Raw genomic sequence first — 20,840 nt, forward strand, 5'->3', positions numbered from 1 at the left:
TTGAAAATGAAACAAGTATTAGTCGCATGTGGTGCAGGTATTGCAACATCAACGGTAGTAAATAACGCAATTGAGCAAATGGCAAAGGAACACAATATTAAAGTAGATATTAAACAAATCAAAATTACGGAAGTCGGACCTTATGAAGATACAGCGGATTTATTAGTTACAACAGCTATGACGAAGAAAGAATATAAATTCCCAGTCATTAATGCACGTAATTTTTTAACTGGTATCGGCATTGAAGAAACAAAGCAACAAATTTTAACAGAGTTACAAAAATAGCAAGTATTGATTTGTGATTATGGTCAATGACATTTATTTATATGCAATTTGCATATAAATAACCAACACAATTCAAATTTAGCGTAAGTATAGAGATATAACAGGGAGGGTTTAGATATGAGTTACTTCACTGATTTTGTAAGGGGATTTTTAGATTTAGGTGCAACTGTTATTTTACCGGTTGTCATATTCTTACTTGGACTATTTTTCAGACAAAAAATTGGAGCAGCATTCAGGTCTGGTTTAACTATAGGTGTGGCTTTTGTAGGGATTTTCTTAGTCATCGATTTATTAGTGAAAAATTTAGGACCGGCTACACAGTCAATGGTTAAAAATTTAGGTGTCAGTTTGAATGTAATTGATGTAGGTTGGCCAGCAACATCATCTATTGCATGGGCATCGTCAGTAGCAGCATTTATCATTCCACTCGGCATTATAGTCAACGTTGTATTGCTAGTAACTAAAATGACTAAAACAATGAATGTTGATATTTGGAACTTTTGGCATTACACGTTTACAGCAGCAATGGTATATGCGGTATCAGGTAGTATTTGGCAAGCGTTATTAGCAGCAGTTATTTTCCAAGTCATCTGTTTAAAAGTAGCAGATTGGACAGCACCAATGATGAGTGAATTCTTTGATTTACCAGGTGTATCGATTGCCACAGGAAGTACAATCTCTTATGCACCAGGTATCTACTTAGTTAAATTATTACAAAAAATTCCTGGTCTGAATAAATTAGATGCAGATCCTGAAACGATTCAAAAACGATTTGGTGCTTTTGGAGAGTCAATTTTTGTTGGTTTGATTTTAGGATTGGGAATTGGCGTGTTAGCAGGTTATAAACCTGGAGACGTTATAAATTTAGGAATGTCAATGGCAGCGGTTATGGTGTTAATGCCTAGAATGGTAAAAATCTTAATGGAAGGTTTAATGCCTGTATCAGAATCTGCAAGAACATGGTTGAATAAACGCTTTGGCGAACGTGAAATTTATATTGGTTTGGATGCAGCAGTAGCCTTAGGTCATCCAGCAGTTATTTCGACAGCATTAATTTTAGTTCCCATCACTGTATTGTTAGCAGTCATTTTGCCAGGGAACCAAGTACTACCATTTGGTGACTTAGCAACGATTCCATTTGTTGTAGCATTTATCGTTGGCGCAGCAAGAGGTAACATTATCCATTCTGTTATTGTAGGTACGATTATGATTGCTATTTCATTATATATTGCGACAGACGTTGCACCAATTTTCACAGATATGGCGAAAGGTACTAATGTACAAATGCCTAAAGGTTCATCTGAAATTTCAAGTATTGACCAAGGCGGTAACATTGTTAACTATCTTATTTTTAAACTGTTTAGTTTATTTAATTAAAAATCGAGGTGTTTGTGGTGAAAGCTTTAGTAAAAACAAGAGAAGGACATGGCAACTTAGAACTTCTTGATAAAGAAGTGGCAACACCGCTAGATGATAAAGTGAAAATTAAAGTACATTATGCAGGAATTTGCGGTACAGATATTCATACGTTTGAAGGACATTATAAAGTTAATTTCCCAGTAACATTAGGACATGAATTTTCTGGTGAAATTATTGAAGTTGGCGAAGATGTTAAAGATTTTAAAGTTGGTGATCGTGTGACATCTGAGACGACATTTTATGTTTGTAACGAATGTGAGTATTGTAAAACAAAAGATTACAACTTATGTAATCATCGAAAAGGTATTGGGACACAAGTTGATGGTGCATTTACAAACTATGTGATTGCGCGTGAAGAAAGTTTGCATCATATACCGGATACAGTATCGTACCAATCTGCGGCTATGACTGAACCATTAGCATGTGCCCATCATGGTGTTTCAAAGATACAAGTAAATTCTGGTGATGTTGCAGTGGTGATGGGACCTGGCCCAATAGGATTACTTGTAGCACAAGTATTGAAAAGTAAAGGTGCAATCGTAGTGGTAACGGGTTTAGATAATGACAAAGTAAGGTTAGATAAAGCTGAACAATTACAAATGGATTATGTTGTTAATTTGCAACAAACAGATTTAAAAACATATATCGATAATCTGACGGATGGTTACGGTGCAGACGTTGTTGTTGAATGTTCAGGCGCAGTACCAGCAGCACGGCAAGGTTTAGATATTTTACGCAAAAAAGGATCATATAGCCAAATTGGTATCTTTAAAGATGCTGAAATCCCATTTGATATGGAAAAAGTGATCCAAAAAGAATTAACAGTTGTCGGTAGTAGAAGTCAAAAGCCTGCTGATTGGGAACCTTCATTACAACTGATGGCAGATGGATTAGTGGATGCTGAAGCATTAGTGACAAATGTATATGACATTTCACAGTGGGATGACGCTTATCATCATTTAAAATCTGGTGAGGGAATTAAAGCACTACTAAAACCACTCGATTTAGATAACAATTAAGGAGTGAATCAATATGGTTGAAACGATGTTAACATTTATGCTTGGACCATTGAGACAAATTACTGATTTTTATATGGAACATTTACTTGTAAGTAATTCCATCGTCATTGCAGGTTATTTTGCAACAGGTATTTTTAAAAAGAAAAAAGTTGTGAATTAAATCAAATTTGAGGTGATTTACAAGTGAAAGCTTTGAAGTTATATGGTGTGGAAGATTTAAGATATGAGGATTGTATCGAACCAGACATTGAGGAATCGAATGATGTCGTTGTTAAAGTTAGAGCAACAGGTATTTGTGGTTCAGACACATCACGTTATAAAAAGATGGGACCATATATTAAAGGTATGCCATTTGGTCACGAATTTTCAGGAGTTGTAGAAGCAATTGGTAGTAATGTTACGCATGTAAAAGTTGGTGATAAGGTAACTGGGTGTCCAGCAATACCTTGTTATGAATGTGATTTTTGTTTGAAAGGTGAATTTTCACGATGTGAACAGCTATATGTTATAGGTTCTTATGAACCTGGATCATTTGCGGAGTACGTGAAATTACCTGCACAAAATATTATAAAGGTACCTGAAAATGTTGATTTTATTGAAGCGGCAATGATCGAACCTTCAGCAGTTGTAGCTCATGGATTTTATAAGACGAATTTAAAACCAGGGATGACAGTTGCAGTGATGGGATGTGGCAGCATAGGATTGTTAGCGATTCAATGGGCACGCATTTTCGGTGCTACACATATCATTGCTATAGATATAGATGCTCATAAATTAGATATTGCGAAATCGTTAGGTGCACATCAAACAATCAATTCGAAAGATGTAGACCTTGAGGCATTTATTGAAGATAATTACGCAAACCAAATCGATTTAGCGATAGAATCTTCTGGTGCAAAAGTAACAATTGGTCAAATACTGACGTTACCCAAAAAAGGTGGCGAAGTAGTATTATTAGGCATTCCTTATGATGATATTGATATTGAAAGAGTACACTTTGAAAAAATTCTACGTAACGAATTAACGGTATATGGTTCATGGAACGGTTTGTCTAGTCATTTCCCAGGACGAGAGTGGTCAGCAACATTAAATTACATGGCCACGAAAGATATAAATGTTAAGCCAATAATTTCACATTATTTACCTTTAGAAAAAGGACCAGAAACATTTGATAAGCTAGTAAACAAAAAAGAAGCGTTTGATAAAGTGATGTTTACTATATATTGAAAACTATAATTTGATGCGATATCTATTATGTAAGAATTATAAAAACATATTTAAGGTTAACTTTTGACGAAGTATTAATTTAAAACAGCCGGTTTACTTGTATAACACATATACTTGTGAATCGGTTCATTCTATGTAAAATAAGTTTCTAAATATGACGTTTTCTATATTTTTAATGCTGAAAATGTGGCATCGCCGTATAATAAGATAAATTTATTATAATATATGTTAAAATGAAGGCAGTAATAATGATTTTGAAATAAATAAGCATGAGCTTTATGAACTATGTAATATCGTCAGCGTTAATAATTAACTGCACGACATAACAACTTAGAATTGTCAGTTACAAAATTATTATTTTTATCAAAAATTATCACACTATTGTGACAACTATGTCGTAATACAAAATGATGAGATACGGTAAATCATGTACTGAATTAAATCAAGAATAGATAGTAGATAATGTTTGATGAAAAATGATGTAATGACAGAATGGAGGACAACATGATTTATGCAGGTATTTTAGCAGGAGGCATTGGCTCAAGAATGGGAAATGTCCCATTGCCAAAACAATTTTTGGATATAGATAATAAACCGATTTTAATCCATACAATTGAGAAGTTTATTTTAGTAAATGATTTTAAAGAGATAATTATCGCGACGCCAGCACAGTGGATTTCACATACACAAGATATTTTAAAGAAACATAGTATTAATGATGAACGCGTCAAAGTCGTTGCAGGTGGTACAGATCGTAATGAAACAATTATGAATATCATTGAGCACATACGCAATAATCATAGTATTAATGATGACGATGTGATTGTGACACATGATGCAGTAAGACCATTTTTAACACAACGCATTATTAAAGAAAATATTCAAGTGGCTGTAGAACATGGTGCCGTAGATACGGTAATTGAAGCTATTGATACAATTGTGATGTCTAAAGATAAAGAACATATACACAGTATTCCAGTACGCAATGAAATGTATCAAGGTCAAACACCACAATCTTTTAACATTAAACTATTACAAGAGAGTTATGAAGCCTTAAGTGATGCTCAAAAAGAAATACTTTCAGACGCATGTAAAATAATTGTCGAATCAGGTCATGCAGTTAAGTTAGTACGTGGTGAATTATACAATATTAAAGTGACAACACCATATGATTTAAAAGTAGCAAACGCCATTATTCAAGGTGATATTGCCGATGATTAATCAAGTATACCAACTCGTTGCACCGAGACAATTTGATGTTACATATAATAATGTTGATATATATGGCAACCACGTCATTGTTCGACCGCTGTACATGTCAATTTGTGCAGCAGATCAAAGATATTACACAGGTCGTAGAGATGAAAATGTATTGCGACAAAAATTGCCAATGTCATTAATCCATGAAGCCGTTGGAGAAGTCGTATTTGATAGTAAAGGATTATTTGAAAAAGGTACGAAAGTAGTTATGGTACCTAATACGCCTACAGAACAACATGATGTTATAGCTGAAAACTATTTAACTTCTAGTTATTTTAGATCAAGTGGTTATGATGGTTTTATGCAAGATTATGTAGTCATGGCGCATGATCGAGTTGTTCCATTACCTGAGGATATCGATTTAAGTACGATTTCGTACTCAGAATTAGTTTCAGTGAGTTATCATGCCATTCAACGATTTGAACGTAAATCTATTCCATTGAAAAATAGTTTTGGTATATGGGGCGATGGCAACTTAGGTTATATTACAGCTATTTTGCTTCGTAAGTTATATCCAGAAGCTAAAATTTATGTATTTGGTAAGACGGACTACAAATTAAGTCATTTTTCATTTGTAGATGAAGTTTATACAGTAAATCAAATACCACATGATTTAATGATTGACCACGCATTTGAATGTGTTGGGGGCAAAGGTAGCCAAGTTGCACTTCAACAAATCGTCGAGCACATTTCACCAGAAGGCAGTATTGCTTTGCTAGGTGTGAGTGAATTACCTGTAGAAGTAAATACACGTTTAGTGCTTGAAAAAGGCTTAACACTAATTGGTAGTAGTCGAAGCGGTTCTGAAGATTTCGAGCAAGTAGTTGATTTATATCGTAAATATCCAGATATCGTTGAAAAATTAGCGCTGTTAAAAGGACATGAAATCGATGTACGTACGATGCAAGATATCGTTCAAGCATTTGAAATGGATTTATCGACATCTTGGGGAAAAACAGTGTTGAAATGGACGATTTAACAAACCTATGGGGGAATGACAATGACAAAAATGAAACAAGCAATACATATTGACCAAATATATTGGGAACGTGTGCAGTTATATATTGAAGGACATAGTGAAGGTATCGATTTTAATGCTGGACAATTTGTACTAAGAAATTTAACTGAGACGAAGACGTTAGAAGCAAATGAAACAGTTATAGATGGCAATGCATTTAAATGTAGATTTAATGTTGCGATTTTAGACGATGGTTACTATTTACCTATGGATAAATATTTATTTATCTATCATGAACAATTAGATTACATTGGACAACTAAATCCAAATATTATTGATCAAGCCCACGCATCTTTAAATGAGGAACAGATTGAAGAATATGATGAGCTGACGACGCAAAATGGGAAAATCAATTATTTATTAGCCAATGAAGCTAAAGTATTTCGTAAAGGTGGCGTATCACAGCATACGGTTTACACAATTACTCCGGAAATAGCGAGTGATGTAAATGAATTTGTATTCGATATTCAGATTACTTTTCCACAAGAAAAATCAGGAATGATAGCGACAGGCGCACACTGGATCCATAAACAAGGACATAAAGCCTCATTTGAAAGTCGTAGCTTTTTATTCAAAGCTATTTTCAATATTACAAAATTACTTCATATTAAAAAAAGTAAGACGATATTATTCACATCAGATTCAAGACCGAATTTGTCTGGGAACTTTAAATATGTATATGATGAATTGCTACGCCAAAAAGTAGACTATGATTATGATATAAAGACGGTATTTAAGGCAAACATAACAGACAGACGTAATTGGAAAGATAAATTCAGATTACCTTATTTACTTGGTAAAGCAGATTACATCTTTGTTGATGATTTCCATCCATTGATTTATACCGTGCGTTTTAGACCATCACAAGAAATTATTCAAGTATGGCATGCAGTTGGTGCTTTTAAAACAGTTGGATTTAGTCGTACTGGTAAAAAAGGCGGTCCATTTATAGACTCGTTAAATCATCGTAGCTATACAAAAGCGTATGTGTCATCAGAAACGGATATTCCATTTTACGCTGAAGCGTTTGGTATTAAGGAAGAAAATGTTGTGCCAACAGGCGTGCCACGTACAGATGTATTATTTGATGAAGTTTATGCGAAACAAATTAAACAAGAAATGGAAGAAGAATTGCCAATTATTAAAGATAAAAAAGTCATTCTTTTTGCTCCAACATTTAGAGGTAGTGGTCATGGTACAGCACATTATCCATTTTTCAAAATAGATTTTGAACGTTTAGCAAGATACTGTGAGAAGAATAACGCGGTTGTATTATTTAAAATGCATCCATTTGTTAAAAATAGATTGAATATTTCACGGGCACATCGTAAATACTTTGTAGATGTTTCAGATTATCGAGAAGTTAACGATATACTCTTTGTCACAGATTTATTGATTAGTGATTATTCATCATTAATATATGAATATGCAGTATTTAAAAAGCCAATGATTTTCTACGCATTTGATTTAGAAGACTACATTACGACGCGTGACTTCTATGAACCATATGAATCATTTGTTCCGGGTAAAATTGTGCAATCATTTGATGCCTTGATGGATGCTTTAGATAATGAAGATTATGAAGCGGAAAAGGTTGTACCATTCTTGGATAAACATTTTAAATATCAAGATGGTCGCTCAAGTGAACGTTTAGTCAAAGACTTATTCAGACGCTAAGTGGTAATACATTTCGTCTAAGTTTGAAATAAGGCATAGTTTTCAGAAAGTATGCTGATGACAATGAAGAGCACATTATGTCATGAGAAGCAGACCTATGTGATGAGAATTACCTATTTTCATGTACAAGGTGATTCAATCAAAAAATCTATCACTTCCAACTGAATTGTCATTTTTAAAAAATAAAATAACCAATCCAATCGTTATCTAGTTCATTTTTGTATAGACATATACTTTATGAATGGATAACGATTTTTTGTTATGTTAAAGTGAAACATTAATCATGTATTTCGTATAATTTCTAGCGACGAGTGTAATGGTTAAAAGAAATTTATAATGAAATGCTATAATAGGCATAAATTGCAACAGGTTTGCATAAACGTATTAATAATATTATTAACAAAGACACGTCGGAGGTACGACATGATTAAAACTATAATTAAAAAAATGATTGAACGTTGTATACATACGAGTTTTAAATTACTATCAAAATTGCCAAATAAAAATCTAATTTATTTTGAAAGCTTTCATGGTAAACAATATAGTGATAATCCTAAAGCGTTATATGAGTATTTAGTTGAACATAGTGACGCGCAATTAGTTTGGGGTGTCAAAAAAGGATATGAAAGTATATTCAAACAAAACAATGTGCCATATGTTACAAAGTTTTCGATGAAATGGTTTTTAACGATGCCAAGAGCGAAAGCGTGGATGATTAATACACGTACCCCAGATTGGTTATATAAAGGACCTCAAACAACGTATTTACAGACTTGGCACGGTACACCACTGAAAAAAATTGGTTTGGATATTAGTAATGTGAAAATGCTAGGTACAACGACAACGGCATATCAAGATGATTTTAAAAAGGAAAGTCAACGTTGGGACTACTTAGTATCACCTAATCCGTATTCAACAGACATATTTCAACATGCATTTCATGTTAACCGAGATAAAATATTGGAAACGGGTTATCCACGTAATGACAAATTAACACATAAACAAAATGATACTGAATATATTAATCGTATAAAGATGCGTTTAAATATACCTTTAGACAAAAAAATAATTATGTATGCGCCAACTTGGCGTGATGATGAAGCCATTCGAGAAGGTTCATATCAATTTAATGTTAACTTTGATATCGAAGCTTTACGTCAAGCGCTGGATGATAATTATGTCATTTTATTACGCATGCATTATTTAGTTGTGACTCGTGTAGACGAGCATGATGATTTCGTGAAAGATGTCTCGGATTATGAAGATATTTCTGATTTGTATTTGATTAGTGATGTACTAATAACAGACTATTCATCTGTTATGTTTGACTATGGTGTTTTAAAGCGCCCACAAATTTTCTATGCTTATGATTTAGAAAAATATGGCGATGAACTCAGAGGATTTTATATGGATTATAAGAAAGAGTTGCCTGGTCCTATTGTTGAAAATCAAGCAGCACTTATTGAGACATTAAAACATATAGATATAACAGCTAATGATTATGTTGCAGCACGAACAGCTTTTTATCAAAAATATTGTTCATTAGAAGATGGATATGCATCGCAGCGAATTTGCCAAACACTTTTTAAGTGATTCCGTAAAAAAACAATAAAACATTATAAATTAATTGGTTTAGTGATATAAATAATAAACGAAATGTTTGCTTGTGTGTTATTATTTGTGTATAAAAACGTCTGATATGTTGTAATATAGACTTAAACAAAATATGCTAAAATATAAGCAAAATGTGTGTAATTTTATGTTTTACATTGACACTTAAAATTTTGATTTTAAAAACGAGTTATCACAAAAAATAGGAAATGAATTTTAAATAATTAAATATAGATATAGTTGAATGGAGGAAGTATTTTATGAAATACGCTGGTATTCTAGCTGGGGGTATAGGTTCAAGAATGGGTAATGTACCTTTACCTAAACAATTTTTAGATTTAGATAACAAACCTATTTTAATCCATACTTTAGAAAAATTTATTTTAATTAATGACTTTGAAAAAATTATTATTGCGACACCACAACAATGGATGACGCATACAAAAGATACACTTAGAAAATTCAAAATTTCTGATGAGAGAATTGAAGTGATTCAAGGTGGTAGTGATCGTAACGATACAATTATGAATATCGTTAAGCACATTGAATCTACAAACGGTGTAAATGAGGATGACGTTATTGTAACGCACGATGCAGTAAGACCATTTTTAACGCATCGTATTATTAAAGAAAATATTCAAGCTGCATTAGAGTATGGCGCGGTAGATACAGTTATTGATGCTATCGATACAATTGTTACATCTAAAGATAATCAAACAATTGATGCCATTCCAGTGCGTAATGAAATGTATCAAGGTCAAACACCACAATCATTCAATATTAATTTATTAAAAGAAAGCTATGCGCAGTTAAGTGATGAGCAAAAGAGTATCTTATCTGATGCATGTAAAATTATTGTTGAAACAAACAAACCGGTACGTCTTGTAAAAGGTGAATTATATAATATTAAAGTAACAACACCGTATGATTTAAAAGTAGCTAACGCTATTATTCGAGGTGGTATTGCCGATGATTAATCAAGTATATCAATTAGTTGCACCTAGACAATTTGAAGTTACGTATAACAACGTAGATATTTACAGTGATTATGTCATTGTACGTCCTTTATATATGTCAATTTGTGCTGCCGATCAAAGATACTACACAGGTAGCCGTGATGAAAATGTTTTATCGCAAAAACTACCAATGTCTTTAATTCATGAAGGTGTAGGAGAAGTAGTATTTGATAGTAAAGGTATATTCAATAAGGGCACGAAAGTTGTTATGGTACCTAATACGCCAACAGAAACAGACGATGTCATTGCTGAAAACTATTTGAAATCAAGTTATTTCAGATCAAGTGGTCATGATGGCTTCATGCAAGATTTCGTATTGCTAAATCATGATAGAGCTGTCCCGCTACCCGACGATATTGATTTAAGTATCATTTCATACACAGAACTTGTGACAGTTAGCCTACATGCCATCCGTCGATTTGAAAAGAAATCTATTTCCAACAAAAATACATTTGGTATTTGGGGAGACGGAAACTTAGGCTATATCACAGCTATTTTACTGCGTAAATTATATCCAGAGTCTAAAATTTATGTCTTTGGTAAGACAGATTATAAATTGAGCCACTTCTCATTTGTTGATGATGTCTTCTATATTAACAAAATACCTGAAGGCTTAACATTTGATCATGCATTTGAATGTGTTGGCGGGCGTGGTAGTCAATCAGCAATTAATCAGATGATTGATTACATTTCACCAGAGGGCAGTATTGCTTTATTAGGTGTAAGTGAGTTCCCAGTTGAAGTTAATACACGTCTTGTGTTAGAAAAAGGTTTAACATTGATTGGTAGCAGCCGAAGCGGATCAAAAGATTTCCAAGATGTTGTAGACTTATACATTAAATACCCAGATATCGTAGATAAATTAGCACTGTTAAAAGGTCAAGAGTTTGAGATTGCGACAATTAATGATTTAACAGAAGCTTTTGAAGCAGACTTATCTACATCTTGGGGTAAAACAGTACTAAAATGGATTATGTAAATAGAAAAGGATGAATTAACGTTGGTTAAAAGTAAGATATATATAGATAAAATCTATTGGGAACGTGTTCAATTATTCGTTGAAGGACATAGTGAAAACCTAGATTTAAAAGATAGCAATTTTGTATTAAGAAATTTAACTGAGACACGCACAATGAAGGCAAATGATATCAAAGTTGATGGTAATCAATTCGTTTGTCGTTTCAATGTAGCTATCTTAGACAATGGTTATTACTTACCTGAAGATAAGTATTTATTAGTTAATGAGCAAGAACTTGATTATATAGCACAGTTAAATCCAGATGTGATTAACGATGCATATCAAAATTTAAAGCCAGAACAAGAAGAACAATACAACGAATTAGAAACACAAAATGGTAAAATCAACTTCTTATTGCAGACTTACCTAAAAGAATTTAGAAAAGGCGGCATTTCAAAGAAAACGGTTTATACTGTGACACCTGAAATTTCTAGCGATGTTAACGAATTCGTCCTTGATGTTGTTGTAACAACACCGGAAGAAAAAAGTATTTATATCGTTCGCAAATATAAAGAATTGCGTAAGTATTTCCGCAAACAATCATTTAATACGAGACAATTTATTTTTAAAGCGATATTTAATACGACGAAGTTTTTCCATTTAAAAAAAGGGAATACGGTGTTGTTCACATCAGACTCTAGACCAACGATGTCTGGTAACTTTGAATACATCTATAATGAAATGTTACGTCAAAATTTAGATAAAAAGTATGATATTCACACTGTATTTAAAGCAAATATTACAGATAGACGTGGTATTATCGACAAATTTAGATTGCCATATTTGCTTGGTAAAGCAGATTACATCTTTGTTGATGACTTCCATCCATTGATTTATACAGTGCGTTTCAGACGTTCTCAAGAGGTTATTCAAGTATGGCATGCAGTTGGTGCCTTTAAAACAGTCGGCTTTAGCCGTACTGGTAAAAAAGGTGGACCATTCATAGATTCTTTAAATCATCGTAGCTATACAAAAGCTTATGTATCATCAGAAACCGATATTCCATTTTACGCTGAAGCATTTGGCATTAAAGAGAAAAATGTAGTGCCTACTGGTGTACCTCGTACAGACGTACTATTTGATGAAGCTTATGCGAAACAAATTAGACAAGAGATGGAAGATGAATTACCAATTATTAAAGGTAAAAAAGTCATTCTTTTCGCACCAACATTCAGAGGTAGTGGTCATGGTACAGCACACTATCCATTTTTCAAAATAGATTTCGAACGTTTAGCGAGATACTGTGAGAAAAATAACGCGGTTGTATTATTTAAAATGCATCCGTTTGTAAAAAATAGACTTAATATTGCAGACAAGCATAAACAATATTTTGTTGATGTTTCTGACTTTAGAGAAGTTAATGATATACTGTTTATAACAGATTTATTAATTAGTGACTACTCATCTTTAATATATGAATATGCAGTATTTAAAAAGCCAATGATTTTCTACGCATTTGATTTAGAAGATTACATTACGACGCGTGATTTCTATGAACCATATGAATCATTTGTTCCAGGTAAAATTGTACAATCATTTGATGAATTGATGGATGCCTTGGATAATGAAGATTATGAAGGAGAAAAAGTTATTCCGTTCTTAGATAAACATTTTAAATATCAAGATGGCCGCTCAAGTGAACGTTTAGTTAGAAATTTATTTGGTAGCTAAGTTTATATAGTGGTCACAGTGGGAGAGGTATAATGGTAAAATTTTCAGTAATAGTTCCGACATACAATTCAGAAAAATATATAACAGAATTGCTAAACAGCCTTGCGAAACAAGATTTTCCGAAAACTGATTTTGAAGTGATTGTCGTTGATGACTGTTCAACAGATCAAACGTTACAAATAGTTGAAAAGTATCGTAATAAACTGAACATGAAAGTAAGTCAACTCGAAACAAATTCAGGCGGTCCAGGTAAACCGAGAAATGTGGCGTTAAGACAAGCAGAAGGTGAATTTGTATTATTTGTGGATTCTGATGACTACATTAACAAAGAGACATTGAAAGATGCAGCAGCATTTATTGATGAACATCACTCTGATGTATTATTGATTAAAATGAAAGGTGTCAATGGTCGTGGAGTACCACAATCAATGTTTAAAGAAACAGCACCGGAAGTCACTTTGTTAAATTCAAGAATTATCTATACTTTAAGCCCAACCAAAATCTATAGAACAGCTTTACTAAAAGATAATGACATTTATTTCCCAGAAGAATTAAAGAGCGCAGAAGATCAATTATTTACGATGAAAGCATATTTAAATGCGAATCGAATTAGTGTATTAAGTGATAAAGCGTATTACTATGCTACAAAGCGTGAAGGGGAACATATGAGTAGTGCATATGTTTCACCAGAAGACTTTTATGAAGTTATGCGATTGATTACATTAGAAATTTTAAACGCTGATTTAGAAGAATCACATAAAGATCAAATCTTAGCAGAATTTTTAAATCGTCATTTTAGTTTTTCACGTACGAATGGTTTTTCACTTAAAGTTAAGTTGGAAGACCAACCACAATGGATTAATGCGTTAGGTGATTTTATACAAGCAGTACCTGAACGCGTAGATGCCTTAGTGTTAAGCAAATTACGCCCATTATTACACTATGCGAGAGCCAAAGATATCGATAATTATAGAACTGTAGAAGAAAGTTATCGTCAAGGGCAGTATTATCATTTTGATATAGTAGATGGCAAATTAAATATTCAATTCAATGAAGGTGAACCATTCTTTGAAGGTATCGATATTGCTAAACCGAAAGTTAAAATGACAGCCTTTAAATTTGATAACCATAAAATCGTTACAGAGCTAACATTAAATGAATTTATGATAGGCGAAGGACATTATGATGTCAGACTTAAGTTACATTCACGAAACAAGAAACATACAATGTATGTACCTTTAAGTGTTAATGCGAATAAACAATATCGTTTTAACATCATGTTAGAAGACATTAAAGCGTATTTACCTAAGGAAAAAATTTGGGATGTTTTCTTAGAAGTCCAAATAGGTACTGAAGTATTTGAGGTTCGTGTTGGAAATCAACGTAATAAATATGCATATACTGCTGAAACAAGTGCATTAATACATTTGAACAATGATTTTTATAGATTAACACCTTATTTCACTAAAGACTTTAATAACATTTCATTATACTTTACTGCTATTACGTTAGCTGATTCAATATCAATGAAGTTAAAAGGTAAAAATAAAATTATCTTAACCGGTATTGATAGAGGTTATGTATTTGAAGAAGGTATGGCTAGCGTTGTCTTAAAAGACGACATGGTGATGGGAATGTTAAGCCAAACGTCAGACAACGAAGTGGAAATCCTACTCAGCGAAGATATTAAAAAACGCGACTTCAAAAATATCATAAAATTAAACACAGCACATGTAACATATCAAATAAACAAATAACAAAGTTCCCTCAAATCATTGTGGACCCAAACCATAATACACAATGATTTGAGGGCTTTGTTTTGAGTGGAAAGCTTAAATGTGTAATCAAATCAATTAAATTAAAGACATACAAAAACTGTTGGCAAAATCATGTCAGCAGTTTTCTTGGCATCGAAACAGATATGGTGAAATCTATAATAATTATTTGATGTAAAATACCGTTTTATAATAAGAAATGATGTCAAATTGTAGTAATAATGTTAATTAAACGTTAGCGCATTTTTTTAATAATTTATTCATGAATTTTACATGTACTATTGTGATAAAATAAACATAATTAAAAATTCACTGAGGTGCTATCGTGCTATCGCTAACAATGTTATTACTTGAGCGTGTAGGTTTAATTATTATTTTGGCCTATGTGTTGATGAATATTCCATATTTTAAAAACTTAATGAATCGTCGACGTACATGGAAAGCACGTTGGCAGTTATGCATCATTTTTAGTCTATTTGCCTTAATGTCCAATTTAACTGGCATAGTCATAGATCATCAGCATAGTTTATCTGGTAGCGTGTATTTTCGCTTAGATGATGATGTATCTTTAGCCAATACACGTGTGTTAACGATTGGTGTCGCAGGTTTAGTCGGCGGTCCCTTTGTAGGTCTATTTGTAGGTATTATTTCAGGGATTTTTAGAGTTTATATGGGTGGTGCTGATGCACAAGTTTATTTAATTTCTTCATTGTTTATCGGTATTATCGCTGGATATTATGGTTTACAAGCACAGAGACGTAAACGTTATCCAAGTATCGCGAAAAGTGCTATGATTGGTATTTTTATGGAAGTCATTCAAATGTTGAGTATCTTAACATTTTCACATGACAAAGCATATGCGATTGAACTTATTTCATTAATCGCTTTACCTATGATTATAGTGAATAGCGTGGGTACAGCTATATTCATGTCTATTATTATTTCAACTTTGAAACAAGAAGAACAAATGAAAGCCGTGCAAACCCATGACGTGTTGCAATTGATGAATCAAACATTACCTTATTTTAAAGAAGGTTTAAATAGAGAATCAGCTCAGCAAATTGCCATGATTATCAAAGATTTAATGAAAGTATCTGCAGTAGCGATTACTAGTAAAAATGAAATTTTATCTCATGTTGGTGCAGGTAGTGATCATCACATTCCAACTAATGAAATATTAACGAGCTTATCTAAAGATGTATTGAAATCGGGGCGCTTAAAAGAAGTGCACACTAGAGAAGAAATTGGCTGTAGCCATCCTAATTGCCCGCTTAGAGCTGCCATTGTAATACCACTTGAGATGCATGGTTCAATTGTTGGTACTTTGAAAATGTACTTTACTAATCCTAATGATTTAACATTCGTTGAGCGTCAACTAGCTGAAGGTTTAGCTAATATTTTTAGTAGTCAAATTGAACTAGGTGAAGCAGAAACACAAAGTAAATTATTGAAAGATGCGGAAATTAAATCATTACAAGCACAAGTTAGCCCACACTTTTTCTTCAATTCAATCAATACCATTTCTGCATTAGTTAGGATTAATAGTGAAAAGGCACGTGAATTATTATTAGAACTGAGTTACTTTTTCCGAGCAAATTTACAGGGTTCAAAGCAACATACAATTACTTTGGACAAAGAGTTGAGTCAAGTTCGCTCATACTTATCGTTGGAACAAGCGAGATACCCAGGACGATTCAACATTAACATTAATGTTGAGGAGCGATATCGTCACGTTCTTGTACCACCATTTTTAATTCAAATTTTAGTTGAAAATGCCATCAAACATGCGTTTACGAATCGAAAACAAGGCAACGACATTGATGTGTCTGTTATTAAAGAAAATGCGTCACATGTTTGCATTATAGTGCAAGATAATGGACAAGGTATTTCTAAAGATAAAATGCATTTGTTGGGAGAAACATCTGTAGAATCAGAATCCGGAACTGGTAGTGCTTTAGAAAACTTAAACTTACGCCTAAAAGGATTATTTGGAAAGTCCGCAGCATTACAATTTGAATCGACATCAAGCGGTACCACTTTTTGGTGTGTACTTCCTTATGAAAGACAAGAGGAGGAATAAATATGAAAGCATTAATCATAGATGATGAGCCATTAGCGCGTAATGAATTGACCTATTTACTTAATGAAATTGGTGGATTTGAAGAAATTAATGAGGCGGAAAATGTGAAAGAAACATTGGAAGCATTACTTATCAATCAATATGACATTATATTTTTAGACGTGAATTTAATGGATGAAAATGGTATCGAATTAGGTGCTAAAATTCAAAAGATGAAAGAACCACCCGCGATTATTTTTGCGACTGCACATGATCAATATGCAGTACAGGCTTTCGAATTAAATGCAACAGATTATATTTTAAAGCCATTCGGTCAAAAACGTATAGAACAAGCAGTCAATAAAGTTCGTGCGACTAAGGCTAAAGATGAAAGTAGTTCTAGTACGATTATTAATGATATGTCAATGAATTTTGATCAAAGTTTGCCTGTTGAAATTGATGATAAAATTCATATGATTAAGCAACAAAATATTATCGGTATTGGTACGCATAATGGTATAACAACAATACATACTACAAATCATAAGTATGAAACAACAGAACCGTTGAATCGTTATGAAAAACGATTAAATCCATCGTATTTTTTACGTATCCATCGATCATATATTATTAACACTAAGCACATTAAAGAAGTACAGCAATGGTTTAACTACACATATATGGTAATATTGACAAATGGTGTCAAAATGCAAGTTGGGCGCTCGTTTATGAAGGAATTTAAAGCGTCGATAGGGTTACTTTAACAGTAATCCTTTTTTTTATGCATTTTACCTATGATATTTTGTATTTCAGACTGAAATTTACGCAAATCCAACTAAGCCATCTATACTTTAGTTAAATCAAACGTAGGAGGCAATGGTCGTGAAACAACAAAAAGACGCATCAAAACCAGCTCACTTTTTTCACCAAGTCATTGTAATTGCTTTAGTACTCTTTGTATCGAAAATAATTGAATCATTTATGCCAATTCCTATGCCTGCATCAGTTATCGGTTTAGTATTATTATTTGTTTTATTATGTACTGGTGCTGTTAAGTTAGGCGAAGTCGAAAAAGTAGGAACGACACTAACAAATAACATTGGGTTACTCTTCGTACCAGCCGGTATTTCAGTTGTTAACTCACTAGGTGTTATTAGCCAAGCACCATTTTTAATCATTGGATTAATCATTGTATCTACAATTTTATTACTAATTTGTACAGGATATGTGACACAAATTATTATGAAAGTTACTTCAAGATCTAAAGGTGACAAAATCACAAAAAAGATCAAAATAGAGGAGGCACAAGCTCATGATTAACCATTTAGCGCTGAATACACCATATTTCGGAATATTATTATCCGTTATACCATTCTTCTTAGCAACAATCTTATTTGAAAAAACAAATCGTTTCTTCTTATTTGCGCCGTTGTTTGTCAGCATGGTGTTTGGTGTAGCCTTCCTTTATTTAACAGGTATTCCATATAAAACCTACAAAATAGGTGGAGATATCATTTACTTCTTCCTAGAACCAGCAACAATTTGTTTTGCGATTCCTTTATATAAAAAGCGTGAAGTGCTTGTTAAACATTGGCATCGTATCATCGGAGGTATTGGTATCGGTACAGTTGTAGCGTTATTAATTATCTTAACTTTTGCGAAATTAGCGCAATTTGCGAACGATGTAATTTTATCAATGTTACCACAAGCCGCAACAACAGCGATTGCATTACCAGTGTCAGCCGGAATCGGTGGTATAAAAGAATTGACGTCATTAGCAGTTATTTTAAATGGTGTTATTATTTATGCCCTAGGTAATAAATTCTTAAAACTATTCCGAATTACTAACCCTATTGCCCGAGGATTAGCACTTGGAACAAGTGGACACACATTAGGTGTAGCTCCAGCTAAAGAATTAGGACCTGTAGAGGAATCAATGGCAAGTATTGCTTTAGTGCTTGTAGGTGTGGTTGTTGTAGCAGTTGTGCCTGTCTTTGTAGCAATATTCTTTTAATTATTAAAACCTAAGTAAGATAATAGCAATTTGAGTCATTGCTGTTATCACAAAAAAGCGTCTATGCTCCGGTCGACAACTGGAACATGGACGCTTTCATTGTTTGGTTGATAAATAAGGTTATTTTTTACTTGGAATATAAAACTGTGCATGACGATAATGAAATACGATGTCAGACGAATCAAAAGGTGTACCAGTCATTGTATAAAATGTTTGATGATAACGTAAACAAGGTTCGCCCTTAGATAATTGTAGCAAATTTGCTTCTTCTACATCGAGTTGATCGACGTTAAAGAAAATGTCTGAAAAGCCAATACGTAGCTTCATGTGTGATTCTAAATAGTCAAATATAGAACCTTTAGCAATATCAGCAGTTAAATATTTAACAACAGCTTTATGATAATAAGAATATTCAATACATAAAATGTCATTATCTACGTAACGCAATCGCTTTAAATAGTAAACAGTATCGCCATCATTTAACTGCAATTCTTCTTTTACAGATTGAGGTGGTGTATGTATTTCCTCGAAAGCTAGTATCTTACTTGTCATACGGTCTTCACCTAAACTTTTAGAAAACCCATTCGTTTTAAAAACATTAATACGATTTGCATCCCTAATATTTCTAACGTAAATGCCACTACCTTGCGCTTGATATATCATTCCATCTTGTTCTAATAACTCTAACGCTTTAATGATTGTACTTTTACTAACTTGATAATGTTCTTTTAACTGATTTACATTTGGTAATTTATCGCCAGGTTTAAAATTTGATTGATGTATAAATACATTAAGTTGCTTAGCAATATGTTCGTACTTTAACAATATTTTATCCTCATTTCATTTTCAATTGTGATTATTATAGCATGAAATATTATAAATGTATCGGTATTTACAAATTAAACCGGTACAATTATACTTGAGTTAAGTAAACGGTTTCACAGTTTTTTATAAGGGGGTAATAATCATGAGTAATACACATATCGAGCAAGCACAAGATATTCTTACAGCTGTTGGTGGCGTTGAAAATGTTGTTAACGTTTCAAGAGATACAAAACGTATGACGATTCATATGAATCATGCTATTCCTTCTACTGCAAATGAAGTCAAGCAGATAGCTGGTGTAAAAGCTGTTGAGGAACATGATGAGCAGTTTATTATCATGTTTGATGAAAATGTTGAAGATATTTATAAACAGCTACAGCTATTAATTGAGAAAGATAAATCTCGAGCAGATTCAAAAAATAATAACAAGAAAACACAAAAGACAAAGCAAGGACGAAATGCTAAAGTAACAACGCCTATATTAGTTAAAGCCCCAATTGCAGGACGTCGTATTTTGCTAAAAGAAGTTAGAGATTCCATTTTCAGAGAAGAAATGGTAGGCGAAGGATTAGCGATTAAGGCACATGATATGTCTAAAATCATATCTCCGTTTACTGGTACCGTTTCAATGACTGTACCTACCAAGCATGCCATTGGAATTCATTCAGAAGAAGGCGTTGACTTAGTCATTCATATTGGAGTCAATACAGTTAAACTAAATGGTGAAGGGTTCGAATGTCTTGTAAAACAAGATGACTATGTTAATTCGGGGCAACCACTTTTGAAATTTGATCGAGATTATATTGAACAACAAGGCTATAACTCAGACGTTATTGTTGTGATTAGCAATTCTTCGGATTATGCCAAAGTTGAACTAACAATGAATGAAATCATAACGACAGAAGATGTTATTTTTAAAATATTTAAAAACTAGGAGTGTATTGTA

General features: G+C 33.0%; 19 protein-coding genes. 18 read left to right on the forward strand and 1 reads right to left on the reverse strand.

The annotated features are described in order from the left end of the window. The first annotated feature begins 6 nt into the window (after positions 1 to 6). The 17 genes from ML436_01000 (at position 7) to lrgB (ending at position 19,069) form a co-directional block, all read left to right on the forward strand. On the forward strand, positions 7 to 285 hold the full coding sequence (locus tag ML436_01000) for a PTS sugar transporter subunit IIB (GenBank protein ID UMT78365.1): 279 nt from the start codon (positions 7 to 9) through the stop codon (positions 283 to 285). A 117-nt stretch (positions 286 to 402) separates the two neighbouring features. After that, positions 403 to 1,662: a PTS galactitol transporter subunit IIC gene (locus ML436_01005; protein UMT78366.1), complete on the forward strand. Its 1,260-nt coding sequence runs from the start codon at positions 403 to 405 to the stop codon at positions 1,660 to 1,662. Positions 1,663 to 1,679: 17 nt separating this feature from the next. Then, positions 1,680 to 2,723, forward strand: a complete 1,044-nt coding sequence (locus ML436_01010) for a zinc-binding dehydrogenase (GenBank protein ID UMT78367.1) — start codon at positions 1,680 to 1,682, stop codon at positions 2,721 to 2,723. Between the two features lie 13 nt (positions 2,724 to 2,736). Continuing rightward, positions 2,737 to 2,883, forward strand: coding sequence for a hypothetical protein (locus ML436_01015; protein ID UMT78368.1), 147 nt, complete (start codon positions 2,737 to 2,739; stop codon positions 2,881 to 2,883). A 23-nt stretch (positions 2,884 to 2,906) separates the two neighbouring features. Further along, positions 2,907 to 3,950 (forward strand): galactitol-1-phosphate 5-dehydrogenase, encoded by a 1,044-nt coding sequence (locus ML436_01020; GenBank protein UMT78369.1) that lies wholly within the window; start codon positions 2,907 to 2,909, stop codon positions 3,948 to 3,950. A 504-nt stretch (positions 3,951 to 4,454) separates the two neighbouring features. Beyond that, positions 4,455 to 5,171 (forward strand): D-ribitol-5-phosphate cytidylyltransferase, encoded by a 717-nt coding sequence (locus ML436_01025; protein UMT78370.1) that lies wholly within the window; start codon positions 4,455 to 4,457, stop codon positions 5,169 to 5,171. Then, positions 5,164 to 6,189, forward strand: coding sequence for an alcohol dehydrogenase catalytic domain-containing protein (locus ML436_01030; GenBank protein ID UMT78371.1), 1,026 nt, complete (start codon positions 5,164 to 5,166; stop codon positions 6,187 to 6,189). The genes ML436_01025 and ML436_01030 overlap by 8 nt, the downstream gene beginning before the upstream one ends. Positions 6,190 to 6,210: 21 nt before the next feature. After that, a complete protein-coding gene (locus ML436_01035; protein ID UMT78372.1) occupies positions 6,211 to 7,905 on the forward strand; it encodes a CDP-glycerol glycerophosphotransferase family protein in 1,695 nt (564 codons plus the stop codon). Between the two features lie 423 nt (positions 7,906 to 8,328). After that, complete coding sequence (locus ML436_01040; protein ID UMT78373.1) at positions 8,329 to 9,498, forward strand: CDP-glycerol glycerophosphotransferase family protein; 1,170 nt, start codon at positions 8,329 to 8,331, stop codon at positions 9,496 to 9,498. A gap of 278 nt (positions 9,499 to 9,776) precedes the next feature. Beyond that, positions 9,777 to 10,493, forward strand: coding sequence for a D-ribitol-5-phosphate cytidylyltransferase (locus ML436_01045; GenBank protein UMT78374.1), 717 nt, complete (start codon positions 9,777 to 9,779; stop codon positions 10,491 to 10,493). Continuing rightward, positions 10,486 to 11,511, forward strand: a complete 1,026-nt coding sequence (locus ML436_01050) for a ribitol-5-phosphate dehydrogenase (protein UMT78375.1) — start codon at positions 10,486 to 10,488, stop codon at positions 11,509 to 11,511. The genes ML436_01045 and ML436_01050 overlap by 8 nt, the downstream gene beginning before the upstream one ends. A 21-nt stretch (positions 11,512 to 11,532) precedes the next feature. Further along, positions 11,533 to 13,221 (forward strand): CDP-glycerol glycerophosphotransferase family protein, encoded by a 1,689-nt coding sequence (locus tag ML436_01055; protein ID UMT78376.1) that lies wholly within the window; start codon positions 11,533 to 11,535, stop codon positions 13,219 to 13,221. Between the two features lie 32 nt (positions 13,222 to 13,253). Beyond that, complete coding sequence (gene tarS, locus ML436_01060; protein UMT78377.1) at positions 13,254 to 14,978, forward strand: poly(ribitol-phosphate) beta-N-acetylglucosaminyltransferase; 1,725 nt, start codon at positions 13,254 to 13,256, stop codon at positions 14,976 to 14,978. Positions 14,979 to 15,321: 343 nt separating this feature from the next. Beyond that, positions 15,322 to 17,076, forward strand: a complete 1,755-nt coding sequence (locus tag ML436_01065) for a sensor histidine kinase (GenBank protein UMT78378.1) — start codon at positions 15,322 to 15,324, stop codon at positions 17,074 to 17,076. 2 nt (positions 17,077 to 17,078) lie between these two features. Further along, a complete protein-coding gene (locus ML436_01070; protein UMT78379.1) occupies positions 17,079 to 17,819 on the forward strand; it encodes a response regulator transcription factor LytR in 741 nt (246 codons plus the stop codon). A gap of 112 nt (positions 17,820 to 17,931) precedes the next feature. Then, positions 17,932 to 18,375, forward strand: a complete 444-nt coding sequence (lrgA, locus tag ML436_01075; protein UMT78380.1) for an antiholin-like murein hydrolase modulator LrgA — start codon at positions 17,932 to 17,934, stop codon at positions 18,373 to 18,375. Beyond that, positions 18,368 to 19,069 (forward strand): antiholin-like protein LrgB, encoded by a 702-nt coding sequence (gene lrgB / locus ML436_01080; GenBank protein ID UMT78381.1) that lies wholly within the window; start codon positions 18,368 to 18,370, stop codon positions 19,067 to 19,069. Before lrgA ends, lrgB begins: the two co-directional genes overlap by 8 nt. Before the next feature lie 120 nt (positions 19,070 to 19,189). Here lrgB and ML436_01085 read toward each other — a convergent pair whose 3' ends face one another. Continuing rightward, complete coding sequence (locus ML436_01085; protein UMT78382.1) at positions 19,190 to 19,894, reverse strand: GntR family transcriptional regulator; 705 nt, start codon at positions 19,892 to 19,894, stop codon at positions 19,190 to 19,192. A 142-nt stretch (positions 19,895 to 20,036) separates the two neighbouring features. Between ML436_01085 and ML436_01090 the strand changes: the two genes are divergently transcribed. Continuing rightward, positions 20,037 to 20,828 (forward strand): PTS glucose transporter subunit IIA, encoded by a 792-nt coding sequence (locus ML436_01090; protein UMT78383.1) that lies wholly within the window; start codon positions 20,037 to 20,039, stop codon positions 20,826 to 20,828. Positions 20,829 to 20,840: the final 12 nt, after the last annotated feature.

Source organism: Staphylococcus roterodami (genome assembly GCA_022493055.1).
Taxonomy (GTDB): domain Bacteria; phylum Bacillota; class Bacilli; order Staphylococcales; family Staphylococcaceae; genus Staphylococcus; species Staphylococcus singaporensis.